21 protein-coding genes are annotated in these 21,649 nt (G+C 64.0%); 12 read left to right on the plus strand and 9 right to left on the minus strand.

The features are described 5' to 3' along the window. Nucleotides 1-94: 94 nt before the first annotated feature. Nucleotides 95-1,888: a flavin-containing monooxygenase gene (locus tag AC1D1B_RS27585; RefSeq protein WP_477336169.1), complete on the minus strand. Its 1,794-nt coding sequence runs from the start codon at nucleotides 1,886-1,888 to the stop codon at nucleotides 95-97. Nucleotides 1,889-2,289: 401 nt separating this feature from the next. Here AC1D1B_RS27585 and AC1D1B_RS27590 point away from each other — a divergent pair, with 401 nt between their 5' ends. The 9 genes from AC1D1B_RS27590 (at nucleotide 2,290) to AC1D1B_RS27630 (ending at nucleotide 11,523) form a co-directional block, all read left to right on the plus strand. Then, on the plus strand, nucleotides 2,290-2,379 hold the full coding sequence (locus AC1D1B_RS27590) for a K(+)-transporting ATPase subunit F (RefSeq protein WP_023669708.1): 90 nt from the start codon (nucleotides 2,290-2,292) through the stop codon (nucleotides 2,377-2,379). Nucleotides 2,380-2,403: 24 nt separating this feature from the next. Then, the gene (gene kdpA / locus AC1D1B_RS27595; protein ID WP_477336171.1) at nucleotides 2,404-4,107 is read left to right on the plus strand and encodes a potassium-transporting ATPase subunit KdpA; all 1,704 of its coding nucleotides are present in this window, start codon (nucleotides 2,404-2,406) and stop codon (nucleotides 4,105-4,107) included. Nucleotides 4,108-4,117: 10 nt separating this feature from the next. Continuing rightward, nucleotides 4,118-4,333 (plus strand): hypothetical protein, encoded by a 216-nt coding sequence (locus AC1D1B_RS27600; RefSeq protein WP_477336173.1) that lies wholly within the window; start codon nucleotides 4,118-4,120, stop codon nucleotides 4,331-4,333. Beyond that, entirely contained in the window at nucleotides 4,330-6,423 is a 2,094-nt protein-coding gene (gene kdpB / locus AC1D1B_RS27605; RefSeq protein ID WP_477336175.1) for a potassium-transporting ATPase subunit KdpB, read from the plus strand. Before AC1D1B_RS27600 ends, kdpB begins: the two co-directional genes overlap by 4 nt. A gap of 12 nt (nucleotides 6,424-6,435) precedes the next feature. Then, nucleotides 6,436-7,002, plus strand: a complete 567-nt coding sequence (gene kdpC / locus AC1D1B_RS27610; protein ID WP_477336177.1) for a potassium-transporting ATPase subunit KdpC — start codon at nucleotides 6,436-6,438, stop codon at nucleotides 7,000-7,002. Between the two features lie 53 nt (nucleotides 7,003-7,055). Beyond that, nucleotides 7,056-9,791 carry a DUF4118 domain-containing protein gene (locus AC1D1B_RS27615; protein WP_477336179.1) on the plus strand — a complete coding sequence of 912 codons (2,736 nt, stop codon included), beginning with the start codon at nucleotides 7,056-7,058 and terminating at the stop codon, nucleotides 9,789-9,791. Continuing rightward, the gene (locus tag AC1D1B_RS27620) at nucleotides 9,788-10,480 is read left to right on the plus strand and encodes a response regulator transcription factor (RefSeq protein ID WP_477336181.1); all 693 of its coding nucleotides are present in this window, start codon (nucleotides 9,788-9,790) and stop codon (nucleotides 10,478-10,480) included. The genes AC1D1B_RS27615 and AC1D1B_RS27620 overlap by 4 nt, the downstream gene beginning before the upstream one ends. Before the next feature lie 171 nt (nucleotides 10,481-10,651). Next, nucleotides 10,652-10,924 (plus strand): hypothetical protein, encoded by a 273-nt coding sequence (locus AC1D1B_RS27625; protein ID WP_477336183.1) that lies wholly within the window; start codon nucleotides 10,652-10,654, stop codon nucleotides 10,922-10,924. A gap of 122 nt (nucleotides 10,925-11,046) precedes the next feature. Further along, nucleotides 11,047-11,523 carry an NUDIX hydrolase gene (locus tag AC1D1B_RS27630; RefSeq protein WP_477336185.1) on the plus strand — a complete coding sequence of 159 codons (477 nt, stop codon included), beginning with the start codon at nucleotides 11,047-11,049 and terminating at the stop codon, nucleotides 11,521-11,523. 3 nt (nucleotides 11,524-11,526) lie between these two features. Here the strand turns inward: AC1D1B_RS27630 and AC1D1B_RS27635 are convergent, their stop codons facing one another. The 5 genes from AC1D1B_RS27635 to AC1D1B_RS27655 form a co-directional block, all read right to left on the minus strand. Beyond that, on the minus strand, nucleotides 11,527-12,378 hold the full coding sequence (locus AC1D1B_RS27635) for a citryl-CoA lyase (protein WP_477336187.1): 852 nt from the start codon (nucleotides 12,376-12,378) through the stop codon (nucleotides 11,527-11,529). Next, nucleotides 12,375-13,553, minus strand: coding sequence for a CaiB/BaiF CoA transferase family protein (locus AC1D1B_RS27640; RefSeq protein ID WP_477336189.1), 1,179 nt, complete (start codon nucleotides 13,551-13,553; stop codon nucleotides 12,375-12,377). Before AC1D1B_RS27640 ends, AC1D1B_RS27635 begins: the two co-directional genes overlap by 4 nt. Before the next feature lie 15 nt (nucleotides 13,554-13,568). Next, on the minus strand, nucleotides 13,569-15,092 hold the full coding sequence (locus AC1D1B_RS27645) for a tripartite tricarboxylate transporter permease (protein ID WP_477336190.1): 1,524 nt from the start codon (nucleotides 15,090-15,092) through the stop codon (nucleotides 13,569-13,571). 4 nt (nucleotides 15,093-15,096) lie between these two features. After that, complete coding sequence (locus AC1D1B_RS27650; protein ID WP_477336192.1) at nucleotides 15,097-15,633, minus strand: tripartite tricarboxylate transporter TctB family protein; 537 nt, start codon at nucleotides 15,631-15,633, stop codon at nucleotides 15,097-15,099. 124 nt (nucleotides 15,634-15,757) lie between these two features. Next, complete coding sequence (locus tag AC1D1B_RS27655; RefSeq protein ID WP_477336194.1) at nucleotides 15,758-16,735, minus strand: Bug family tripartite tricarboxylate transporter substrate binding protein; 978 nt, start codon at nucleotides 16,733-16,735, stop codon at nucleotides 15,758-15,760. A 205-nt stretch (nucleotides 16,736-16,940) separates the two neighbouring features. Between AC1D1B_RS27655 and AC1D1B_RS27660 the strand changes: the two genes are divergently transcribed. After that, nucleotides 16,941-17,711, plus strand: a complete 771-nt coding sequence (locus AC1D1B_RS27660; protein WP_477336196.1) for an IclR family transcriptional regulator — start codon at nucleotides 16,941-16,943, stop codon at nucleotides 17,709-17,711. Here AC1D1B_RS27660 and AC1D1B_RS27665 read toward each other — a convergent pair. The 3 genes from AC1D1B_RS27665 to AC1D1B_RS27675 all read right to left on the minus strand — a co-directional run bounded on the left by AC1D1B_RS27665 (nucleotide 17,698) and on the right by AC1D1B_RS27675 (nucleotide 19,820). Next, on the minus strand, nucleotides 17,698-18,798 hold the full coding sequence (locus tag AC1D1B_RS27665) for an OmpA family protein (protein ID WP_477336198.1): 1,101 nt from the start codon (nucleotides 18,796-18,798) through the stop codon (nucleotides 17,698-17,700). The genes AC1D1B_RS27660 and AC1D1B_RS27665 overlap by 14 nt on opposite strands. A 119-nt stretch (nucleotides 18,799-18,917) precedes the next feature. Then, on the minus strand, nucleotides 18,918-19,457 hold the full coding sequence (locus AC1D1B_RS27670) for a GNAT family N-acetyltransferase (RefSeq protein ID WP_477336200.1): 540 nt from the start codon (nucleotides 19,455-19,457) through the stop codon (nucleotides 18,918-18,920). A gap of 132 nt (nucleotides 19,458-19,589) precedes the next feature. Continuing rightward, the gene (locus tag AC1D1B_RS27675; protein WP_477336202.1) at nucleotides 19,590-19,820 is read right to left on the minus strand and encodes a YdeI/OmpD-associated family protein; all 231 of its coding nucleotides are present in this window, start codon (nucleotides 19,818-19,820) and stop codon (nucleotides 19,590-19,592) included. Nucleotides 19,821-19,972: 152 nt separating this feature from the next. On the opposite strand from AC1D1B_RS27675, the gene AC1D1B_RS27680 reads away from it, so the two are divergent. Together AC1D1B_RS27680 and AC1D1B_RS27685 are read left to right on the plus strand one after the other, a co-directional pair. Next, nucleotides 19,973-20,428, plus strand: coding sequence for a DUF2214 family protein (locus AC1D1B_RS27680; RefSeq protein WP_477336204.1), 456 nt, complete (start codon nucleotides 19,973-19,975; stop codon nucleotides 20,426-20,428). 242 nt (nucleotides 20,429-20,670) lie between these two features. Continuing rightward, nucleotides 20,671-21,648: a tripartite tricarboxylate transporter substrate-binding protein gene (locus AC1D1B_RS27685; protein WP_210285008.1), complete on the plus strand. Its 978-nt coding sequence runs from the start codon at nucleotides 20,671-20,673 to the stop codon at nucleotides 21,646-21,648. Nucleotide 21,649: the final 1 nt, after the last annotated feature.

Raw genomic sequence — 21,649 nt, forward strand, 5'->3', positions numbered from 1 at the left:
GACGCGACCTCCTTGCGGCGGATGACGTAGGCGCTCCATGCGCGGCGACCCCCTCTGTCGCCTTCGGCGACATCTCCCCTCGAGGGGGGGGAGATCAGCAGCGCCCCGAATTACTCACCGCCCCATAAACCGGCGTCGCAATCCCTTCCATCCGCGCCTTGATCTGCAGCGCCACATATTTCGAATAGAACCGCGACAGCGCCAAATTGCCGCCGTGGAACCACAGCGCGTCCTGCGCGGTCGGCTTCCACATGTTGCGCAATTCGCCTTGCCACGGGCCGGGATCGCCCTTGACGCCCGAACCGAGCCCCCAGCAGGGCCCGACCTTGTCGGCGACCTCACGCGAGACGATGGCCGCCACCGTTTCGTTCATCGACTGATAACCGGTGCACGAGATGATCGCGTCGACCGCCAGTTCGCTGCCGTCGTCGAAGAGAATGCCGCTCGGTGTCAGCGACTTGATGCCGACGCCGCTCTTCACCTTGATCTCGCCGTTGATGATCAGCTCGCAGGCGCCGACATCGATGTAATAGCCCGAACCGGTGCGGTAGGCCTTCATCAACAGCCCGGTCTCATCCTCACCGAAATCGATGGCGAAGCCTGAAGCCCGCAGTCGGTCGTAGAAGGCAGCGTCGCGTTCCTTGATCACCTCGTAGAGGTCCCGCTGGCCCTTGGGGACCAGCGCGAACGGTGTCGAGGCGACGATCAGGTCGGCCTTGTCGGTGCTGATGCCGCGCGCCAAGGCCTTCTCGGAAAATATCTCGAAACCGACTTCCATCAGCGTATCGGATTTCACCACCGTCGTCGGCGAGCGCTGGATCATGGTCACATCAGCGCCACTCTCCCACAGGTCGACGCTGACATCGTGTCCCGAACTTGCCGCGCCGATGACGGCGACACGTCTGCCACGGAATTTTTCGCCGCTGGCATACTGGCTGGAATGCAGGAGCTCGCCTTTGAAGGTCTCGGCGCCAGGCAGCGCGATCTTCCGGGGCGGGCCATAGGCGCCGGTGGCAAAGACGATGTGCTTCGGCTTCAGCGTGATATGCTGGCCGACGCGGTCGACCACCACCGTCCACACTTTCTCGGCCTCGTCATAGCTGGCGCTGACGCATTTGGTGGCGACCCAGTAGTTGAGCTCCATCACCCTGACATACATCTCCAGCCAGTCGCCCATCTTGTCCTTGGGCGTGAACACCGGCCAGTTCTCCGGGAACGGAATGTAGGGCAGATGGTCGTACCAGACCGGATCGTGCAGCACGAGCGAACGATAACGGTTGCGCCAGGAATCGCCGGGGCGCGCATTCTTCTCAATGATGATGGTGGGCACGCCGAGCTGCCTCAGCCGCGCGCCGAGCATGATGCCGCCCTGGCCGCCGCCGATGACCAGGCAATAAGGCTGCTCGGAGGCGCCGAGATCGCGCGTCTCGCGCGCCCGCGCCTCCGCCCAGGTCTCGCGCTCAGGATCGGCCTTGTGGCGAATGCCGAGCGGCCGCGCCGGACCCTTTTGTTCCTCGAACCCCTTGAGCTCGCGCATCGCCGTGAACAAGGTCCGGCAACGGCCGTCCTTGAGCCGCACAATCCCTTCGCCGCGCGCGACAGAGGTTTCGAAGCTGAACCAGGCCTCGACGGTGCCTTCATCCGAGGTCGCCTCGCCGGACAGCGTCCAGTGTGAAGGCTGCGCCACCGCCAGCGTCGCTTGCAGCATATCGCGGATGGCATCGCTGCCCTCCATGGTCGTGATGTTCCAGGTGAAGGTCAGCAGATCGCGCCAGTAGCAGTCTTCGACGAACAGGTTGGCGGCAGCCTCCGCGTCGTCAGCTTCAAGCGCCCGCGCAAGGGCGGAAAGCCATGTCGCCGCCTGTTTCGATGGGGCCATGTCGAGCATCTGTTCTTCCTTGTTTTGCGCTCTCATTGTTTCGAAAGACGGCGCCGCTGCAAGAGGCCGCGATATCAAGGCATCGGTTTTTTGGGCAGCCCGGAACCGAGCCATCTGCCGAAAATCTTTATAGGAATTTTATATCTTTCCTCCGCGGCCCGTCTCGAACCTTTATGGCGATCGGGTCCATATTCCATTGCGAGCAAAACGCTCCGGGCGCCGTAATCCACTGGGGTACGGCGGGTCGTTCTCATGGAATTTCTGGCCTGCCAGCAGCTGGCGCCAAATACAAGAAGAAGCAAGGAACACTACAATGGACATTGTCGTCATCGGGATCGACGTTTTGTTTTTCGCTCTTTCCCTCGCCTACATCAAAGCCTGCGACGCTCTTTAAGCGGAAGGATCACACCATGCTTGTCGATTACATCCTCGGTGGCGGCGTGACCTTGTTCCTGCTCGTCTACCTGACATACGCCCTCGTTCGTCCAGAACGCTTCTGACGCAAGGCACGGAAAGCTATTCTCATGACACTCAACGGATGGATACAGATCCTCGTCTATTGCGGGATCGTCGTTTTGCTGGTGAAGCCGCTCGGCGGCTACATGTATCGCGTCTTCAACGGCGACCGCACATTCCTGTCGCCGATACTCGGCCCGGTTGAACGCGGCCTTTATCGCATCTCGGGAACCAGCGAACGCGAAGAGCAACACTGGACGACCTATGCGGCAGGCATCATCTTCTTCAGCCTTGCCAGCTTCCTGGTGCTTTACTTCCTGCAGCGCCTGCAAGGCGTGCTGCCCTACAATCCGGCAGGGATGACGTCGGTCGAGCCCAACCTCGCCTTCAACACCGCCGTCAGCTTCGTCACCAACACCAACTGGCAGAACTATGGCGGCGAAAGCACGATGTCCTACCTCGTGCAGATGGCCGGCTTCACCGTGCAGAACTTCATGTCGGCTGCTGTTGGCATTGCCATTGCGGTGGCGCTGATCCGCGGCTTCGCCCGGCACTCGGTCAAGTCGATCGGCAATTTCTGGGTCGATATGACCCGCTGCACGCTCTACATCCTGCTGCCGCTCTGCATCGTGCTGACCCTCGTCTATGTCTGGTTGGGCATGCCGCAGACGCTCGGCCCGTATGTCGATGCCACCACGCTGGAAGGCGCCAAGCAAACCATCGCGCTCGGCCCCGTCGCCTCGCAGGTCGCAATCAAGATGCTTGGCACCAATGGCGGCGGCTTCTTCAACGTCAATGCCGCGCATCCGTTCGAAAATCCCGACGCGATCTCCAATCTGATCCAGATGGTGACGATCTTCGCGCTCGGTGCTTCACTCACCAACGTTTTCGGCCGCATGGTCGGCAACCAGCGCCAGGGCTGGGCGATCCTGGCCACGATGGGTGTGCTGTTCATCGCCGGCGTCGCCGTCTGCTACTGGGCCGAAGCCGCCGGCAATCCGCTGGTTCACGCGCTCGGTATCGACGGCGGCAACATGGAAGGCAAGGAGACCCGCTTCGGCATTACCGCCTCGGCACTGTTCGCGGTCATCACCACGGCCGCCTCGTGCGGCGCCGTCAACGCCATGCACGACTCGTTTACAGCGCTTGGCGGCTTGATCCCGATGGTCAACATGCAGCTCGGCGAGGTCATCGTCGGCGGTGTCGGCGCCGGCTTCTACGGCATCATGATGTTCATCGTCGTCGCCGTCTTCGTTGCCGGCCTGATGGTCGGCCGCACGCCGGAATATCTCGGCAAGAAGATCGAGGCCAAGGAGGTCAAGATGGCGATGCTCGCCATCCTGTGCCTGCCGCTGGCGATGCTGACCTTCACCGCCATCGCCGTGGTGCTGCCAAGCGCCGTGGCCTCCATGGCCAATGGCGGGCCGCACGGCTTCTCCGAGGTTCTCTATGCCTACACCTCGGCAGCGGCCAATAACGGCTCGGCCTTTGGCGGCCTTTCCGGCGACACGCCCTGGTACAACATCACCCTCGGCATCACCATGTGGGTGGGTCGCTTCTTCGTCATCATCCCGGCACTCGCAATTGCCGGCTCACTGGTGGCGAAGAAGACTGTGCCTGCCTCGGCCGGCACCTTCCCGACCGATGGTCCGCTGTTCGTCGGCCTGCTCGTCGGCGTCATCCTGATCGTCGTCGGCCTGACCTTCTTCCCGGCACTGGCGATCGGACCGATCGTCGAGCACCTGGCTGCCATCAACGGACAGACATTCTGAGAAAACGGCCATGTCCTGGTTCAACCGAAAGCGCAGGAAGGGCCGGCCGCGAGCCGGCACCGAGGGGGAGGAAACTCCCCCTCCCTTCCCCACCGTATCCACCTTCCTCGGCCTCGCGGCAGTCATGATCGTGATCTGGCTGCTGGCCTACGGGCCGCCGCACCTTTTCTCGGCATCCGATCGATCGGTGCCGGCCAACATTTCAGATACTGGAGCCACCAAATGAGCCAGTCCAAATCCGCGGTCATCATGGATGCCCGCATCCTGTGGCCCGCCATCGGCGGCGCCTTCAAGAAACTCGACCCGCGCACCTTGATCAAGAACCCGGTGATGTTCGTCGTCGCCATCGTCTCAGCTCTGACCACGGTCCTGTTCATCAGGGACCGCTTCACCGGCGGCGGCGATTTCGGCTTCACGCTGCAGATCATCATCTGGCTGTGGTTCACCGTGCTGTTCGCCAACTTCGCCGAAGCCGTCGCCGAAGGCCGCGGCAAGGCGCAGGCCGACTCGCTGCGCAAGGCGCGCACCGAGACGCAGGCCAAGCTGCTTAACGGCGATGACCGCTCCAAATTCAAGCTGGTGCCCGGCACCAGCCTGAAGGTCGGCGACATCGTGCTGGTCGAAGCCGGCGACATCATCCCGTCCGACGGCGAGGTGATCGAAGGCGTGGCCTCGGTCAACGAAGCGGCGATCACCGGCGAGTCCGCGCCGGTCATCCGCGAATCCGGCGGCGACCGCTCGGCCGTCACCGGCGGCACCCAGGTACTATCGGACTGGATCCGCGTGCGCATATCGGCCGCCTCCGGCCACACCTTCCTCGACCGCATGATCTCGCTGGTCGAGGGTGCCGCGCGCCAGAAGACGCCGAACGAGATCGCGCTCAACATCCTGCTCGTCGGCATGACGCTGATCTTCGTGTTGGCCACCGCGACGATCCCGAGCTTTGCCTCCTATTCCGGCGGCTATATCTCGGTGACCGTGCTGGTCGCGCTGTTCGTCACCCTGATCCCGACGACCATCGGCGCGCTGCTGTCGGCCATCGGCATTGCCGGCATGGACCGCCTGGTGCGCTTCAACGTACTGGCCATGTCGGGACGTGCCGTGGAGGCCGCCGGCGACGTCGACACCCTGCTACTCGACAAGACCGGCACCATCACGCTCGGCAACCGCCAGGCCACCGAGTTCCGCCCCGTCAAAAGTGTCACCGAGCAGGAACTGGCCGATGCGGCGCAGCTTGCGTCGCTCGCCGACGAGACACCCGAGGGACGCTCGATCGTCGTGCTGGCCAAGGAGAAATACGGCATACGCGCCCGTGACATGGCAACATTGCATGCCACCTTCGTGCCCTTCACCGCCCAGACCCGCATGAGCGGCGTCGACATCGACGGCTCGTCGGTGCGCAAGGGCGCCGTCGATTCGGTTCTCGCCTACGTCAACCAGTCGACATCGGCCACCCATGGCGCGCGCCCCGGCAGCGACACCGTCAAGGATCTCCAGGCGATTGCCGACGAGATCGCCAAGTCGGGCGGCACACCGCTGGCGGTCGAGCGTGACGGCCGACTGCTCGGCGTCGTCCACCTCAAGGACATCGTCAAGGGCGGCATTCGCGAGCGCTTTGCCGAACTGCGCAAGATGGGCATCCGCACCGTGATGATCACCGGCGACAATCCGATGACGGCGGCGGCAATCGCGGCCGAAGCCGGCGTCGACGACTTCCTTGCCCAGGCCACGCCCGAGGACAAGCTGAAGCTGATCCGCGACGAACAGGCCAAGGGCAAGCTGGTCGCCATGTGCGGTGACGGCACCAACGACGCCCCGGCCCTCGCCCAGGCCGATGTCGGCGTCGCCATGAACACCGGCACGGTGGCGGCGCGCGAGGCCGGCAATATGGTCGACCTCGATAGTGATCCGACCAAGCTGATCGAGATCGTCGAGATCGGCAAGGCGCTGTTGATGACGCGCGGCTCGCTGACGACCTTCTCGATCGCCAACGACGTCGCCAAATACTTCGCCATCATCCCGGCGATGTTCGCCGTCTTCTACGTCGCGCCGGGGCATACCACCGGCCCGCTGCAGGCGCTCAACATCATGCACCTGGCGACGCCGCAGAGTGCCATCCTGTCGGCCATCATCTTCAACGCGCTGATCATCATCGCGCTGATCCCGCTGTCGCTGAAAGGCGTCAAATACCGCGCCATCGGCGCCGGCGCCCTGCTCAGCCGCAACCTGCTGGTCTATGGCCTCGGCGGCATCATCGTTCCCTTCGTCGGCATCAAGGCGATCGACATGATCGTCACCGGCCTCGGCCTCGCTTAAGGAAACACGTCCATGCTCACCCAGATACGACCCGCGATCATCATGATCGTCTTCTTCACCGTCCTGACCGGCCTGATCTATCCCTTGGGGATGACCGGCATTGCCCAGGTGCTGTTTCCGCACCAGGCCAATGGCAGCCTGATCGAGAAGGACGGCAAGGTCATCGGCTCCGAACTGATCGGCCAGGGCTTTGCCGGCGACAAGTATTTCCATGGCCGCCCTTCGGCTGCCGGCGACGGCTACAACGCCGCCGCCTCCAGCGGCTCCAATCTCGGCCCGACGAACCCCAAGCTGATCGACCGCATCAAGGGTGACGCCGAAAAGCTGAAGGCGGAAAATCCGAACCAGCCGGTGCCGATGGATCTGGTGACGACCTCGGGCAGCGGCCTCGACCCCGATATCAGCCCGGACGCCGCCTATTTCCAGGTCGCCCGGGTGGCCAAGGCCAGGGGCTTCGACGAAGCCAAGGTCAAGGCGCTTGTCGACAGCCATGTCGAAGGCCGCGAAATCGGCTTCCTCGGCGAGCCGGTGGTCAATGTGCTGGCGCTTAACCTGGCGCTGGACGATACCAAGCAGTGAGAGAGAGCGCCGGGGATCGACACGATCCCCGGCGCCGTTCATGATCGAGCCTGATGCCGGACGACAGAAGCAACGATAACAGACCCTCTCCGGACGCACTGCTTGAGCATGCGGAACGGGAAGAGCGCGGCCGTCTGCGGATATTTCTCGGCGCGGCACCCGGTGTCGGCAAGACCTACGAAATGCTGATGGCTGGCCGCGCCAGGCTGGCAGACGGCGTCGACGTGGTGATCGGCATCGTCGAAACCCATGGCCGCAAGGAAACCCTGGCGCTGGTCGAGGGCTACGAGGTCATCCCGCGCCAGAAGGTCAGCTACAAGGACCGCGTTCTCGACGAGATGGACATCGACGCCATCCTCGCCCGCCGGCCGGCGCTGGTGCTCGTCGACGAGCTCGCCCACACCAACGCGCCCGGCAGCCGCCACCCCAAGCGCTATCTCGACGTCCAGGAAATCCTGACGCGCGGCATCGACGTCTACACCACGCTCAACATCCAGCATGTCGAAAGCCTGAACGACGTCGTGGCGCAGATCACCCGCGTCAGGGTGCGTGAAACCGTGCCCGATTCCATCATCGACCAGGCCGACGACATCGAGATCATCGACCTCACGCCCGACGACCTGATCAAGCGGCTGAAGGAAGGCAAGGTCTATTTCCCCAACACCGCCCAGCGTGCGGTCGAAAACTATTTCTCGCCCGGCAACCTGACGGCACTTCGCGAACTGGCGCTGCGCCGCACCGCCCAGCGCGTCGACGAGCAGTTGCTCAACCACATGCAGTCGCATGCCATCCAGGGCCCTTGGGCGGCAGGCGAACGGGTTCTGGTCTGCGTCGACGCGCGTCCGGGCGGCGCCTCCCGCATCCGCTATGCGCGCCGGCTGGCCGACCGGCTGCGCGCGCCGTGGACGGCGCTGCATGTCGACACGCCGCGTTCGGCCACCATGTCGGAGGAGGACAAGGACCGGCTGGCGACGCTGCTGCGCCTGGCCGAGCAGCTCGGCGCCGAGGTGACGACCATTCCGGGCCAGAACGTCGCGCAGGACATCGTGCGCCACGCGACGGCCAACAACTTCACCCACATCGTCGTCGGCAGGCCGACCCGGTCGCGCTGGCGCGAACTGATCGAAGGTTCGCTGACCTACGATCTCATCCGCAATGCCGGTGACATCAGCGTCCATGTCATTTCGGGAACCGAGCGCGGCAACGAGGCGACTTCGAGGAATGTCAAGGCAGCGGACGAGCAGTGGCAGTTCGATGTCTGGCCCTATCTCAAGGCGACGGCCTTCGTTGCCGGCTCGCTCGGCTTCGCCGCGCTGCTCGACCAGTTTCTCGACGTCCGCAATCTCGCGATCATCTTTCTCATCGGCGTGCTGACGTCGGCGGTGGCTGGTGGTCTGTGGCCGGCTTTGTACGCCTGTGTCGCCAGCGCCCTTGCCTTCAACTATTTTTTCCTCGAGCCGCGCTACACGCTGACGATCCGGGATCCGGAGAGCATTGTCGCGCTCGCCGTCTTCCTCGTCGTTGCCGTCATCGCCAGCAATCTGACGGCGCGCATGCAGCGCCAGGCGGTTGCCGCCCGTTCACGCGCGCGAGCCACGGAGGACATCTACCTCTTTTCAAAAAAGCTCGCCGGCGCCGGCACGCTTGACGACGTGCTGTGGGCCACCGCTTTCCAGATCGCCTCGATGCTGAAGCTGCGCGTGGTGCTGCTGTTGCCGGAAGATGGCACGATCACCGTCAAGGCCGGCTATCCGCCCGACGACACGTTGGCCGAGGCCGACATTGCCGCAGCCCGCTGGGCCTGGGAGCACAACCGTGCCGCCGGCCGTGGCGCCGACACGCTGCCCGGCGCCAAGCGCCTCTATCTGCCCTTGCGCACGGGCCGCACCGCCATCGGCGTCGTCGGTCTCGACAACGACAAGCCAGGGCCGCTGCTGACGCCTGAGCAGCAGCGCCTGCTCGACGCGCTGGCCGACCAGGCGGCGGTCGCCATCGAGCGCATCCAGCTGGTCGCCGATGTCGATCGCGCCAGGCTCGCGGCCGAGGCAGACCGCTTGCGCTCGGCGCTGCTGACGTCGATCTCGCATGATCTGAAGACACCGCTGGCGGCCATCATGGGCGCGGCCGGCACGCTCAGGGAATTTGCCCAGTCATTACCCGAGAACGATCGGGCCGAGTTGCTGACGACCGTGCTCGACGAATCCGAGCGGCTGAACCGCTTCATTGCCAATCTGCTCGACATGACCAAGATCGAATCCGGCGCAATGGAGCCGAATTTCGCTCTCCACTATGTCGGCGACATCGTCGGCTCGGCCTTGCAGCGCGCGCGCAAGATCGTCGCCGGGCACAAGACAGAGGTCGACATTCCGGCCGACCTGCCGATGCTGAAACTCGATCCCGTCCTGTTCGAGCAGGTGTTGTTCAATCTGCTCGACAATGCCGCGAAATACGCGCCACCGGGGTCGACGGTCCGGCTGCAGGGCTGGGTCGACAATGGCTCCGTCGTGCTGCAGGTCATGGATGAAGGGCTGGGCATTCCGCCCGCCGACCTGGAGCGGATCTTCGATAGCTTCTATCGGGTACACAAGCGCGACCAGGTCCAAGCCGGTACCGGGCTCGGCCTGTCGATCTGCCGCGGCTTCATCGAGGCGATGGGCGGCACGATCACGGCGGCAAACCGCAGCGACCGCCCGGGCGCGGTCTTCACCATCCGCATGCCGAGGCCGTCGCAATCGTCCGGCATGGACGTAGCAGGCGCGGACGGGCAAACATCTGGTGATCCGGCATGACAAGTTCCAACGTCAGCATATTGGTGGTCGATGACGAACCGCCGATCTGCAAGCTGCTGCGCGTCGGCCTCGGCAGCCAGGGCTATGCGGTCAGCGAGGCGCCCAACGCCAGGGCCGCGATCGAACTCGTCGACGCGCAAAAGCCGGATTTGATTCTGCTCGACCTCGGCCTGCCCGGCATGGGCGGCCTCGACCTCTTGCGCAAATGGCGCGACGACGGCCTCAACGTCCCCGTGGTCATCCTGTCCAGCCGCACCGACGAGGCCGGAATCGTCGCCGCACTCGAACTCGGCGCCGACGACTACGTCACCAAACCATTCGGCATGAACGAGCTGGTCGCCAGAATCCGCGTCGCGCTGCGCCACAAATTCCAGCAGCAGGGCGAAAAGCCGGTGTTTCAGACCGGCGATCTCAGCGTCGATCTGGTAAAGCGCATCGTCAAGGTCGAGGGCAAGGAGATCAAGCTCTCGCCGAAGGAGTACGACATATTGCGCATTCTGGTGCAGCACGCCGGCAAGGTTCTCACCCACCATTTCCTGCTGAAGCAGGTGTGGGGCGATTCGACCGACGTGCAGTATCTCAGGGTCTATGTCCGCCAGCTCCGGCAGAAGATCGAAAAATTACCCGACCAGCCACGCTACATCACCACCGAAACCGGCGTGGGGTATCGGCTGCGCGAGGTTGAGTGAGCGGGCGCTAGCCGCTCAATCGGCGGACAATTCCGCTGTCCGGGCGAGCGCGCCACAGGTTCTTCCGATTTCGTAGCCCATGGCAGATCGGGACGAACGCCCTATATAGGGAGGAGGTTATGTCTGTACGGGAATGAACGGATGTCGACGCTTCGTCTATCGACAATTCTGATGTCGGCGATGCTGGCGGCGGCGACGCTGCCGGGCATGGTGCAATCTGCCTCGGCGCAGGCCGTCAATCCCGGCACAAACCGGCTGATCCAGCAGAACCAGCTGCAGCAGTTGCGCAACAGCCTGCAGCGGCAGCAGTTCCAGCAACAGCAGCAACAATACCGCGACCAGGATCGCCGGATCGTGCCGCAACCGCGCCCCGAAGTGCCGGTCGTCAGGCAAAGTTGCCCGATTCAGATCGTCAACAACCAGATTGTGCGTGTTTGCCGTTGATATCGGTCGCTTGCGATTTACTTAGTCGACTTATTTAATAAGAATGCTTCATTGCCTCGCGGGCATTTTTGGGGTTTGCAGGCGGCGTGCGGCGGCGCGCCGGCCGACCGGGTTTTTAGCAAATGGCGACGACGAAGAAAAAGGCGGTGCGCAAGGCAAGGCGAGGCGAACGCATTCGCCAGGTCGCCGCCATCCCCTTTCGCCTGGGTGTTGACGGCAATTTCGAAGTGATGATGGTCACGTCGCGCACGACGAAGCGCTTCATCGTGCCCAAGGGCTGGCCGATGAAAGGCAAGAGCGGGCGCAAGGCCGCCACCATAGAGGCGCGCGAAGAGGCGGGCGTGCTCGGCAAGACGCTCAAAGAGCCGGCCGGCAGCTATTCCTACTGGAAGCGGCTGGAAACCAACTTCGTGCGCGTCGACGTCGTCGTCTATCTCCTTGAGGTTTCGGAAGAACTGAGCAACTGGCAGGAGGCCAAAAGCCGCCAGCGGGCATGGCTCAAGCCGCAGGACGCGGCCTTGCTCATCGATGAGCCCGATCTTTCCACGCTGATGGCAAACCTGGCAACGCCTCAGCCAGCGGTGCCGGACCCGGCTTGAGCCTCACTTGCCCTCGTCATCCTCTACGGGAAATGGCCGCAGCGGCGTGCCGGTATAGGCCCACAGCCATTCGCGCGGCAGCGGGCCTTTGTTGCGGTCGCTCTGCTGCGACTGTTCCCAGGCATGCGCCAGGATCCCGACCGAGCGCGACAGCACGAACAGGCCGCGCGTCAGCGGCGGCGGAAAGCCGAGCTCGCCATAGATGACGGCAGTGGCGCCGTCGATGTTGAGCGGTATCTTCTTGCCCTTACGCCGTGCGACCTCCGCCTCGACAGCCTCGGCGATGTCGGCGAACCGTCCGCTGACGACGCCGCGCGCGGCAAAATCGCGGGTCACCTCGATGAGGCGCGGCGCGCGTGGATCGACCGGATGGAAGCGGTGGCCAAATCCCGGCACATAGCCTTTCTCCTCGGCGAAGAAGCGATCGAGCCGCGCCGAGACCGCCTCGTCGAGTGCAGCACCCTGGTCGAGCGCCACGGCGATGTCGCCGTAGAAGGACAGCGCCTGTTCGCCGGCGCCGCCATGGATATCGCCCAGCACGTTGACCGCCGAAGCCATGGCGCTGTTGATGCCGACGCCGCAGGTGATGGCCATGCGAGCAATGGCGATCGACGGCGCCTGCGGTCCGTGATCGACGGCCGCGCCCAGCGCGATGCCCAGCAGCGCCGCCTGCTCCTCGCTCGGCAGTTCGCCGCGCAGCATCAGCCAGATGACAGCCGGGAAGCTGATGCGGCCAATCAGATCCTGGATCTCATAGCCGCGCAGCCGGATGATGCCGGGGCTCATCTCGATGATGCCGGTCTGCCACCATTCCTCGCCGCGCTCGCGGCCGGTCTTTTTCTCAAGGTCGCTCACGCCCGCCTCCTGGCGCGCGGCGGCAAGTCGGAAAAAACCTCGTCCATGTGTTCGCCGAGCACAGGCGGCGGCAGGACCGGGAGGGGTGCCGCGCCATCGACCATGAAGCCGCCGCGCACCACGGTCAGCGGATGCTCCATGCCGGGCAGACCCTCGAAGCGGGTGGTCATGTCGCGCTCGGTCACCTGGCGCTCCTCCAGCACCTGCGGGATCGTCAGCACCCGTCCCGCCGGCACGCCGGCGCGGTTGAATTTTTCCTCCCAGGCAGCAGCCGAGGCGCTCGCGAGCGCTGCCTCGATCAGCACCTTCAGCGCTGCGCGGTTCTGCTTGCGCGTCTCGCGCTCGGCAAAGCGCGGATCCGACGCCAGTTCCGGCTGTCCGATCAGCCGGCACAGCGTGACAAACTGCTCCTGCTTGTTGGCGGCGATGTTGAGCAACCCATCACCGGTGCGGAACGCACCCGAGGGCGCCGCCGTCATGTTCTCATTGCCCATCGGCTTCGGCTCGACGCCGGCCGTCAGAAAGTTGGAGACCGGCCAGCCGAGCGCCGACAGCGTGCATTCGAGCATCGAGACATCGAGAAAGGCGCCCTCGCCCGAGGTCTTTTGCTTGACCAGCGCCGCGGCAATGGCAAAGGCCCCGACCAGCCCGCCCAACGTGTCGGCGACGGGATAACCGACTCGCAAGGGTGCGGTCTCCGGTGTGCCGGTGATGCTCATAATGCCGGACAGCCCCTGGATGATCTGGTCGTAGGCCGGATTGTCACGCATCGGCCCGGTCTGGCCGAACCCCGATATGGCGCAATAGACGAGACCCGGACGAACTGCCTTCAGCGCTTCATAGCCGAGCCCGAGGCGCTCCATCACGCCCGGTCGAAAATTCTCGACCAGCGCGTCGGCAGAGGCGACCAGGTCGAGGAAACGTTCGCGGTCGGCTTCGTTCTTGAGATCGAGCACCACCGATCGTTTGCCGGCGTTCTGCGCCAGGAACGACGCGCCCATGCCGGCTTTGTTGAGCGCCGGCGAGGCACCGAGCTGGCGCGCCAGGTCGCCGCCCTGCGGCGCCTCGACCTTGATGACGTCGGCGCCGAGCAGCGCCAGCTGGTAGGCGCAGTACGGGCCTGCCAGCACATTGGTCAGGTCGAGAACGCGGATACCGGCAAGCAGATCGGTCATGATGCTCCAGATCGCTCAGGCATCGCCCGGCACATGCTCCGGTCCGCGCCGGCGGCGATGCTCGATGAAGGCCCAGATATGCGGACCGGCCAGACCGATGAAGGCGAGGATCAGCAGCACCAGCGACAGCTTGTGGGTGTAGAACACCGACCAGTCGCCGTTCGAGATGGTCATCGCCCGGCGGAACTGGGTCTCGGCGAGCGGCCCCAGGATCATGCCGATGATGACAGGTGCTGTCGGGAAATCGAAGCGCCGCATCAGGAAGCCGGCGGCCCCCAAGAGATAGAGGATGACGAGGTCGATCGGCGATTGCGAGATGCCGTAGGTGCCGACGGTCGCGAACACCAGGATGCCGGCGTAGAGCTGCGGCGCCGGAATTTTCAACAGCCGCACCCACAGCCCGATCAGCGGCAGGTTGAGGATGACCAGGATGACGTTGGCGATGAACAGGCTGGCGATCAGGCCCCAGACCAGATCGCCCTGCGTCGTCAACAGCAGCGGCCCCGGATTGATGCCGTAGCTCTGGAAGGCCGACAGCATGATCGCGGCCGTTGCCGAGGTCGGCAGACCGAGTGTGAGCATCGGCACCAGCACGCCGGCGGCCGAGGCATTGTTGGCGGCTTCAGGACCGGCAACGCCCTCGATGGCGCCGACCGTGCCGAACTCCTCCTTATGCTTCGACAGCTTCTTTTCGATGGCATAGGACAGGAAGGTCGGGATCTCGGCGCCGCCGGCCGGCATGGCGCCGATCGGGAAGCCGATGAGAGCGCCGCGCAGCCATGGCTTCCACGAGCGCCCCCATTCGGCCGCCGTCATGTAGAGCGAGCCCTTGAGCGGCACGATCTCATCCTTCCCGGCATAACGGCGCGAGGCCATGTAGAGCGTCTCGCCTACGGCAAACAGGCCGACCGCGGCAATGATGACATCGACGCCGTCGAGCAGCTCGTTCGTGCCGAAGGTGAAGCGCGGCTGGCCGGTCTGCAGATCGACGCCGATCATGCCGATGACGAAGCCGATGAACAGGCTGGTGAGGCCGCGCACCGACGACGAGCCAAGCACTGCCGAGACCGTGATGAAGGCGAGCACCATCAGCGAGAAATATTCGGCTGGCCCGAAGGCCAGCGCAAACTTGACCACCACCGGCGCCAGGAAGGCGACGCCCATCGTGCCGATGGTGCCGGCAACGAACGAGCCGATCGCCGACGTCGCCAGCGCTGCGCCGCCACGGCCCGAGCGGGCCATCCTGTTGCCCTCCAGCGCGGTGACGATGGTGGCGCTTTCGCCAGGCGTGTTGAGCAGGATCGACGTCGTCGAGCCGCCATACATGGCGCCGTAATAGATGCCGGCGAACAGGATGAAGGACGCCTCCGGCGCCACCTGGTAGGTGATCGGCAACAACAGCGCGATGGTCAGCGCCGGCCCTAGCCCGGGCAGCACGCCGATGGCGGTGCCGAGCGTAGTGCCGACCAGGCACCACAACAGGTTCATCGGCGAGAAGGCGACGGAAAATCCGTGGGCGAGATGACCGAGCGTTTCCATGGCGTCAGCCCCTCAACGTCGCGATGATCGCGTCGATCACCGTGTTCAGCTGGTTTTCGATGAAGCCGGCACCGATGTTGACGCCCAGCGCTCTGGCAAAGCCGAAATAGGCGGCCAGCGCCAGGATCAGACCAGTCAGCGCATCGCGCAGCGTGTGCTTGCTGCCGAAGCCGTAACAGACGAGCACGAACATGATGACGGAGGCGGCGGTGAAACCGAGCGGCTGGATCAGCACCAGGTTGGCGACCAGCGCGGCAACGACGATGCCCATCGCCTTCCAGTCTGTCGGTGTCTCCTTTTCCTCCTGCGGCTGCCAGCCGCCACGCACCGCGGCGAGGATGAGCAGCAGCGAAAGTACGATCATGCCGGTCATGGTGATATAGGGAAAGACGGTCGGCCCGACCTTCGAATAGAGCGGCGACACAGGGATCGCCAGGGTCTGCCAGGCTACGGCCCCGGCGCAGGCGAGAAGCCCGACGCCGATCAACAATTCGGGCATGGCAAGGCGCGGGGGCGCCGGCTGCTGGTCGCTGCTCATCAATGTCCTCCCAATATGGCCGGCATCCTCCCGCCGGCCGCATCCGCAGTTTCACTCCCACCGCATCATATGTCCATGCGACAGGCGAAAGTCGGAAGGGGGCGGTGTTGGCCGCCCCCTTGGAGTGTCAGGCGAGGCCGAGATCCTTGAGGATCGCGGTGATGCGGGCCGTGTCCTCAGTGAGGAATTTCGCATAGTCGTCGCCGGTCAGAAGGATGGGCGTCCAGTTGCGGTTCTTGCACTCGGTCGCCCAGGCGTCGCTTTTGGCCATGGTTTCGATCATCGTGACCATCGCCGCCTTGTCGGCGTCGGAGACCCCGGGCGGTGCAAAGACGCCGCGCCAGTTGAACAATTCAACATCGATGCCGGCTTCTTTCATCGTCGGTGCGTCGATGCCGTCCTGGCGCTTGTCGGCGGAGATCGCCAGCAGCCTGAGCGCGCCCGCCTTGATCTGCTCGGAGAACTCGCCGAAGCCGGAAATCCCGGCCGCGACCTGGTTGCCGAGCAGCGCCGACAGCGCCTCGCCGCCGCCGGCGAACGGCACATAGGAGAGGTTGGTTGCCGGAACGCCGACCGTCTTGGCGATCAGGCCAAACAGGATGTGGTCGGAACCGCCGGCCGAGCCGCCGGCCACCGGAACCTTGGTCGGATCCGCCTTGAGCGCCGCAACGAAATCACCGGCCGTCTTGAACGGCGAATCCGCCGGCACCACCAGCGCCTCGAACTCGCCGGTGAGGCGGGCGATCGGCGTGACTTCGGAGAGGTTGTTGGCGGATTTGTTGGCGATGATGGCGCCAACCATGACCATGCCGGCAACCATCAGCGAATTGCCCTTGCCGTTCCACTGACTGATGAACTGCGGCAGGCCGACCGTACCGCCGGCGCCGCCGACATTGGTGATCTGCGAGCCGGAGATCAGCTTTTCACTGCGCAGCACCTGGTCGATGGTGCGCCCTGTCTGGTCCCAGCCGCCACCGGGCGCGGCCGGCACGAAGATCTGGATCTGCGGTGCATCCTGAGCGAAGGCGGGCGTCAAATGCGTTGCGACGAAACCGGCAGCGCCTGCGGCCGCGGTGCTCATCAAAAATCTGCGTCTGTTCAGCATGGGATTCCTCCAAATCACGACACCTCCTCCGGTGCCTGCCAGAAACGTAGCCTGAAAACAGACCCGCTCGGCAAAAATTCATGCCGATTTCAGTACGTTCTGTCAACAGGAACGCCGTTCTACTAGACAGAACACATCGCATGCGGCACAATCGTCCCGATCGGCCTTGGTCCGAACGAGTAACTGGAATGAAACTGTCCGTGAGATGACCGAAGCGCGATCCCAGCCATTACAGGCCGATGGCGTTGCCGCGCTCGACCGCGCGATCGCCATTCTCGACGCTTTCGCCACCGCCGACCGCTCGCTCAGCCTGGCCGAAATCGCCGCGCGGACCGGGCTTTACAAGAGTACCATATTGCGGCTGGCGAACTCGTTGCTGCGTGGCCAGTTGCTGGAACGGCTTGACGATGGTCGCTATCGCATCGGACCCGCCACCTTCCGGCTTGGCGCGCTCTACCAGCGCTCGGTGGTGGCGGTCGACATCCTGTTGCCGATCATGCGCGATCTCGCCGAGCGCAGCTGGGAAAGTGTGGCGTTCTATGTCCGCTCGGGCGATGCCCGCACCTGCCTCTACCGCGTCGAATCCAAGCACCCGATCCGCTACACCATCCGGGAAGGCGATCTGTTGCCGTTGCTCGCCGGTTCGGGCGGGCGCGTGCTGGCGGCGTTTACCGGCCAGCCGGGCGAGCCTTACGAGACCATTCGCCAGACCTGCCACTATCTGTCGATCGGTGACCGCGACCCCGAGACGGCGGGCGTGTCGGCCCCGGTGTTCGGACCGGGCCGTATTCTGCTTGGCGCCTTGACGCTCGCCGGCCCATCGACGCGCGTCGATACCGCCTTCCTGCGCCGCATGACGCCGGCTTTGCTGGAAGCAGCCGCCCGCGCCACCCGCGCTTTCGGCGAGGACGCTTCGATACTCGAGCAGGCGGCGCGCCTGGCAGGCCCCGCAGGGGCAAGCCTCAGTTCAGTTTAACCAGAACCACACGGCGGTTCTTGGCGCGGCCTGTCTCGTCATCGTTGCTGGCGACGGGCGCCATCATGCCGGCGCCGGCGGCTGTCAGCCGCGCACCGTCAATGCCGTATTTCGAAACCAGCGCTGCCCTCACCGCTTGCGCCCGCCGCGACGACAGATCGATATTGTAGTCGAAGGCGCCCTGGTTGTCGGTGTGGCCGACGACGATCACCGCCATGCCGGGCTCGTTGGTCAAAAGCGTCGAGATCTCCTTCAACGTCGGTTCCGATTCCGCCTTGATGTCGGCCTTGTCGGTGTCGAAGAAGATGCCGTAGAGCGAGATCGACCCGGTGGCCGACAACGAATCCGCCATCTTGGCGGCTTCGACCACCACCATCTTCTTGTCGCGCGCCTTCGGCTCCAGCACCTGAACGACGGCTATGGTTCGGCCGTTGAGTTCCTTGCAATAGAGGTCGTCGATCAGCGAATAGGCCTGCACGGTGACATAGGCGTCGCCGCCATCCTGCGGCACCTTGGCGGCGAAGAAGCGCTGGTCGTTGATGCCCGTGGTCACCGCACAGGCGCCGTTGGAAAAGGCCGCGTCCTTGACGTCGCTTTCATGGAAGAAATACATCATCAGGCTCATGTCGCCGCCGCCACCGCTCGACGACCGGTCGGCAGCGCCGCCGCATTCTTCCTTCTTGCAGTCAAACAGCACTTCGCCGCCGGCGGCCTCGATCACATCCTGGTAATTGCGCAGCACTTCGAGTGGCGAGCGCTCGGCCGGCAGCACATAGGCGATGCGGGTCAAGGCGCCCTCGACCTCGGCCTTCTTGTCCGGCGCATAGATGCGATTGTTCATCGCATCACGCGCGTCCGCATCAGCACTCGGCTTCAACGGCGACAGCGGTACGGTGAAGTCGGTGTAGGCGAATTTCTCGTAGGAGACGATGAACGACCCCTCATAGCGCTTGGCCAGATGATTGTCGGCCGCACCCTCTATGTCGGCGGTCGGCACCGTCGCATCGGCACCCGCCAGCCGCACTGCCGCAAGCAGCAGCAGCGCCGCCCAGAAAAACTTCAGAAGTATCGCATTGATCGCACGCATTGGTCGGCTCCCCCAAAGCAATTCCAGAAAAAGTGTGAGCGGTTTTCCCACAGGAATTGCGTAGCTACATCAGAATGGCCAATCCTAGCAGAGCGGTGGAATAGCATCGATGAAGTGCTTCACACCAGCCGTTCGAGCAGGATCGTCGGCCCATCGTGATAGGTGGTTTCCAGCACCTTGGTGTAGCCGCACTTTGCCGCGACGTTCAGCGAGCCGGTGTTTTCCGGATCGATGATGCAGACGGTTCTGGCGCCGGCGAAGGTTTCGTCGCCCCAGGCAAGCGCCCGTTTGACGATTTCGCTGGCAAGACCCTTGCCATGCGCTTGCGGCGCCAGCGCCCAACCAGCTTCCGGAATGCCCTCGAGCGACGGCACGATATCGCGCTTGAGATCGTGGAACCCGGCCTCGCCGATGAAGCGGCCGCTGGCCTTGTCCTCGACCGCCCAGAAGCCGTAGCCGAGCAGCGACCACAGGCCGGCGTGCCTGAGGAACCGCATCCAGCTTTCCTCACGCGTCCGCGGCTTGCCGCTGATAAAGCGGGTGGTGACGGGACTGGCCCACATGACGGCATAGTCTTCGAAATCATCGATCCGGTGCGCCCGCAGGATGGTCCGTTCCGTTTCGAGAACCGGAACGCCGGCTGCTTTTGGATTGCCCATGAAACTCTGCCTCCGTTGACGTGGCAGCGCTTAGCAAACCAGCGCGCCCGGACAAGGGCCAAGCCGTATCATCGTACGGCCAGGGAAACTATCCGACGAGACGGGCATCCGGCTGGAGAAACCTGCCAAGGTTCAGCCGTGCCAGACCATCTTCATGTAGAGCCCGCCGCGCCGCAATTCGTCCAGCATCTGGTCGAGCCGCTTGCGCCTGGTGTCGCTGCGTTTGGCGCGGGCGATCCAGCCAAGATAATCGTTCTTCTGGTAGTCCGGCCGCGCCTCGTAGGCCGCCATCAGCCCCTGCTCCGTCAGGACGGCGCGGACGTCATCGGGCATCGGGTTCAAGGCGCGCTTCAGTCCAGTCATTCAAAAACCCAAGCTGTCAGGATGTGGCGTCAATGGCGCCGATGGCCGGTTCGAAGGCAAGCCCGCCTCTGGGAATTCTGACGAACGATGCTACCTTCCGCAACCGGTCCGGCGAGGGCCGGTCTCGATACCGCCAAAGAGAAGAGAACGCCATGGACACCACCGATCTTGTGCTTGCCATTTTCCATCATCTGCTGGTGTTCTCGCTGGCCGGCATCATCGGCGCCGAATTTGTCCTGATCCGCGGCGACCTGTCTGCCGCTACGCTCAAGCGCCTTGCCGGCATCGACCGCCACTACGGCATCATCGCCACGCTGATCATCATCATCGGCGTCGGCCGTGTCATCTACGGCCTGAAGGGCTGGGAGTTCTACGTCTACAACTGGGTGTTCTGGGCCAAGATGGCGGCATTCGCTGTCGTCGGTCTGCTGTCTATCGTGCCCACCATCCGCTTCATCTCCTGGAACCGTCAGGCCAGCACCAGCCCCGGCTTCCAGGTGCCGGCGGCGGAGCTCGCCTCGGTGAAGACCTATGTGCGCGCCGAAGCCTTCATCTTCCTGCTGATCCCGATCTTCGCGGCGGCCATGGCGCGCGGCTACGGTTACTAGAGCTTTGTTTTTACGCAATTCCGGACGGAAAACCGCTTCACACTTTTCCTGGAATTGCTCTGAAGCAACGCCAACACGAAACCCCAGCTCCGCCGGGCATACTGCCCACTGAGCGCCATGGTTGCGGACGACTGTATTTAACAGTTTTCGTCAGGCGACAATCTGTTAGCTTGCCTTTGTTGCCCCATCGCTGCCGGACCTGCACAGCGATTGGAAATTGATATCCTGGGAGGAGAATTAAGATGAGGAAATTTGTTGCCGCCCTGGCCGCCGCCGCGGCCGTCACGCTCTATTCGTTCACCGCCTCAGCACAGACCTATCCCGAACGCACCATCACCGTCGTTGTGCCGTTTGCGGCCGGCGGTCCGACCGACACGGTCACACGCCTTGTCGCCGAAGCCATGTCGAAGGATCTCGGCCAGCAGATCATCGTCGAGAATGTCGGCGGCGCCGGCGGCACGCTGGGCGCCGGCCGTGTCGCCAACGCTGACCCGGACGGCTACACGCTGCTCCTCCATCACATCGGCATGGCGACGAGCGCTACGCTCTACAGGAAGCTCGCCTACGACACCCTGAACGCTTTCGAATATGTCGGCCTCGTCACCGAGGTGCCGATGGCCATCGTCGCCCGCAAGGACCTCGAGCCGACAGACCTGAAAGGGCTGGTCGAATACGCCAAGGCCAACAAGGACACCATCACCGTCGCCAACGCCGGCATAGGGGCTGCCTCGCATCTGTGCGGCATGCTGTTCATGAGCGCCATCGGTACGCCGCTGGTCACCGTGCCCTACAAAGGCACCGGCCCGGCCATGACCGACCTTCTCGGCGGCCAGGTCGACATCATGTGCGATCAGACCACCAACACCACCAAGCAGATCCAGGGCGGCACCATCAAGGCCTATGCCGTGACCACGCCGGAACGCCTCGATGTCATGAAGGACGTGCCTACGACGATCGAAGGTGGCCTGCCCGCGGTCCAGGTCGGCATCTGGCACGGCCTCTATGCGCCGAAGGGCACGCCGGCCGAGATCACCGACCGCCTGTCGAAATCGCTCCAGGTCGCGCTGAAGGACCCCAACGTCATCGCCCGCTTCGCCGAACTCGGCACCAAGCCGTCATCCGAAGCCGATGCTACACCGGCAGCCCTGAAGGCCAAGCTGGAAGGCGAGATCACGCGCTGGAAGCCGATCATCGAAGCCGCCGGCCAGTACGCCGACTGAT

It is taken from the genome of Mesorhizobium sp. P2_C5_2, assembly GCF_056404535.1.

Coding starts and splice junctions, on each gene's coding strand:
- AC1D1B_RS27585 (WP_477336169.1), bottom strand. CDS start 1,888: ATGCTCGACATGGCCCCATCGAAACAGGCGGCGACATGGCTTTCCGCC.
- AC1D1B_RS27590 (WP_023669708.1), top strand. CDS start 2,290: ATGCTTGTCGATTACATCCTCGGTGGCGGCGTGACCTTGTTCCTGCTC.
- kdpA (WP_477336171.1), top strand. CDS start 2,404: ATGACACTCAACGGATGGATACAGATCCTCGTCTATTGCGGGATCGTC.
- AC1D1B_RS27600 (WP_477336173.1), top strand. CDS start 4,118: ATGTCCTGGTTCAACCGAAAGCGCAGGAAGGGCCGGCCGCGAGCCGGC.
- kdpB (WP_477336175.1), top strand. CDS start 4,330: ATGAGCCAGTCCAAATCCGCGGTCATCATGGATGCCCGCATCCTGTGG.
- kdpC (WP_477336177.1), top strand. CDS start 6,436: ATGCTCACCCAGATACGACCCGCGATCATCATGATCGTCTTCTTCACC.
- AC1D1B_RS27615 (WP_477336179.1), top strand. CDS start 7,056: ATGCCGGACGACAGAAGCAACGATAACAGACCCTCTCCGGACGCACTG.
- AC1D1B_RS27620 (WP_477336181.1), top strand. CDS start 9,788: ATGACAAGTTCCAACGTCAGCATATTGGTGGTCGATGACGAACCGCCG.
- AC1D1B_RS27625 (WP_477336183.1), top strand. CDS start 10,652: ATGTCGGCGATGCTGGCGGCGGCGACGCTGCCGGGCATGGTGCAATCT.
- AC1D1B_RS27630 (WP_477336185.1), top strand. CDS start 11,047: ATGGCGACGACGAAGAAAAAGGCGGTGCGCAAGGCAAGGCGAGGCGAA.
- AC1D1B_RS27640 (WP_477336189.1), bottom strand. CDS start 13,553: ATGACCGATCTGCTTGCCGGTATCCGCGTTCTCGACCTGACCAATGTG.
- AC1D1B_RS27645 (WP_477336190.1), bottom strand. CDS start 15,092: ATGGAAACGCTCGGTCATCTCGCCCACGGATTTTCCGTCGCCTTCTCG.
- AC1D1B_RS27655 (WP_477336194.1), bottom strand. CDS start 16,735: ATGCTGAACAGACGCAGATTTTTGATGAGCACCGCGGCCGCAGGCGCT.
- AC1D1B_RS27660 (WP_477336196.1), top strand. CDS start 16,941: ATGACCGAAGCGCGATCCCAGCCATTACAGGCCGATGGCGTTGCCGCG.
- AC1D1B_RS27665 (WP_477336198.1), bottom strand. CDS start 18,798: ATGCGTGCGATCAATGCGATACTTCTGAAGTTTTTCTGGGCGGCGCTG.
- AC1D1B_RS27670 (WP_477336200.1), bottom strand. CDS start 19,457: ATGGGCAATCCAAAAGCAGCCGGCGTTCCGGTTCTCGAAACGGAACGG.
- AC1D1B_RS27675 (WP_477336202.1), bottom strand. CDS start 19,820: ATGACTGGACTGAAGCGCGCCTTGAACCCGATGCCCGATGACGTCCGC.
- AC1D1B_RS27680 (WP_477336204.1), top strand. CDS start 19,973: ATGGACACCACCGATCTTGTGCTTGCCATTTTCCATCATCTGCTGGTG.
- AC1D1B_RS27685 (WP_210285008.1), top strand. CDS start 20,671: ATGAGGAAATTTGTTGCCGCCCTGGCCGCCGCCGCGGCCGTCACGCTC.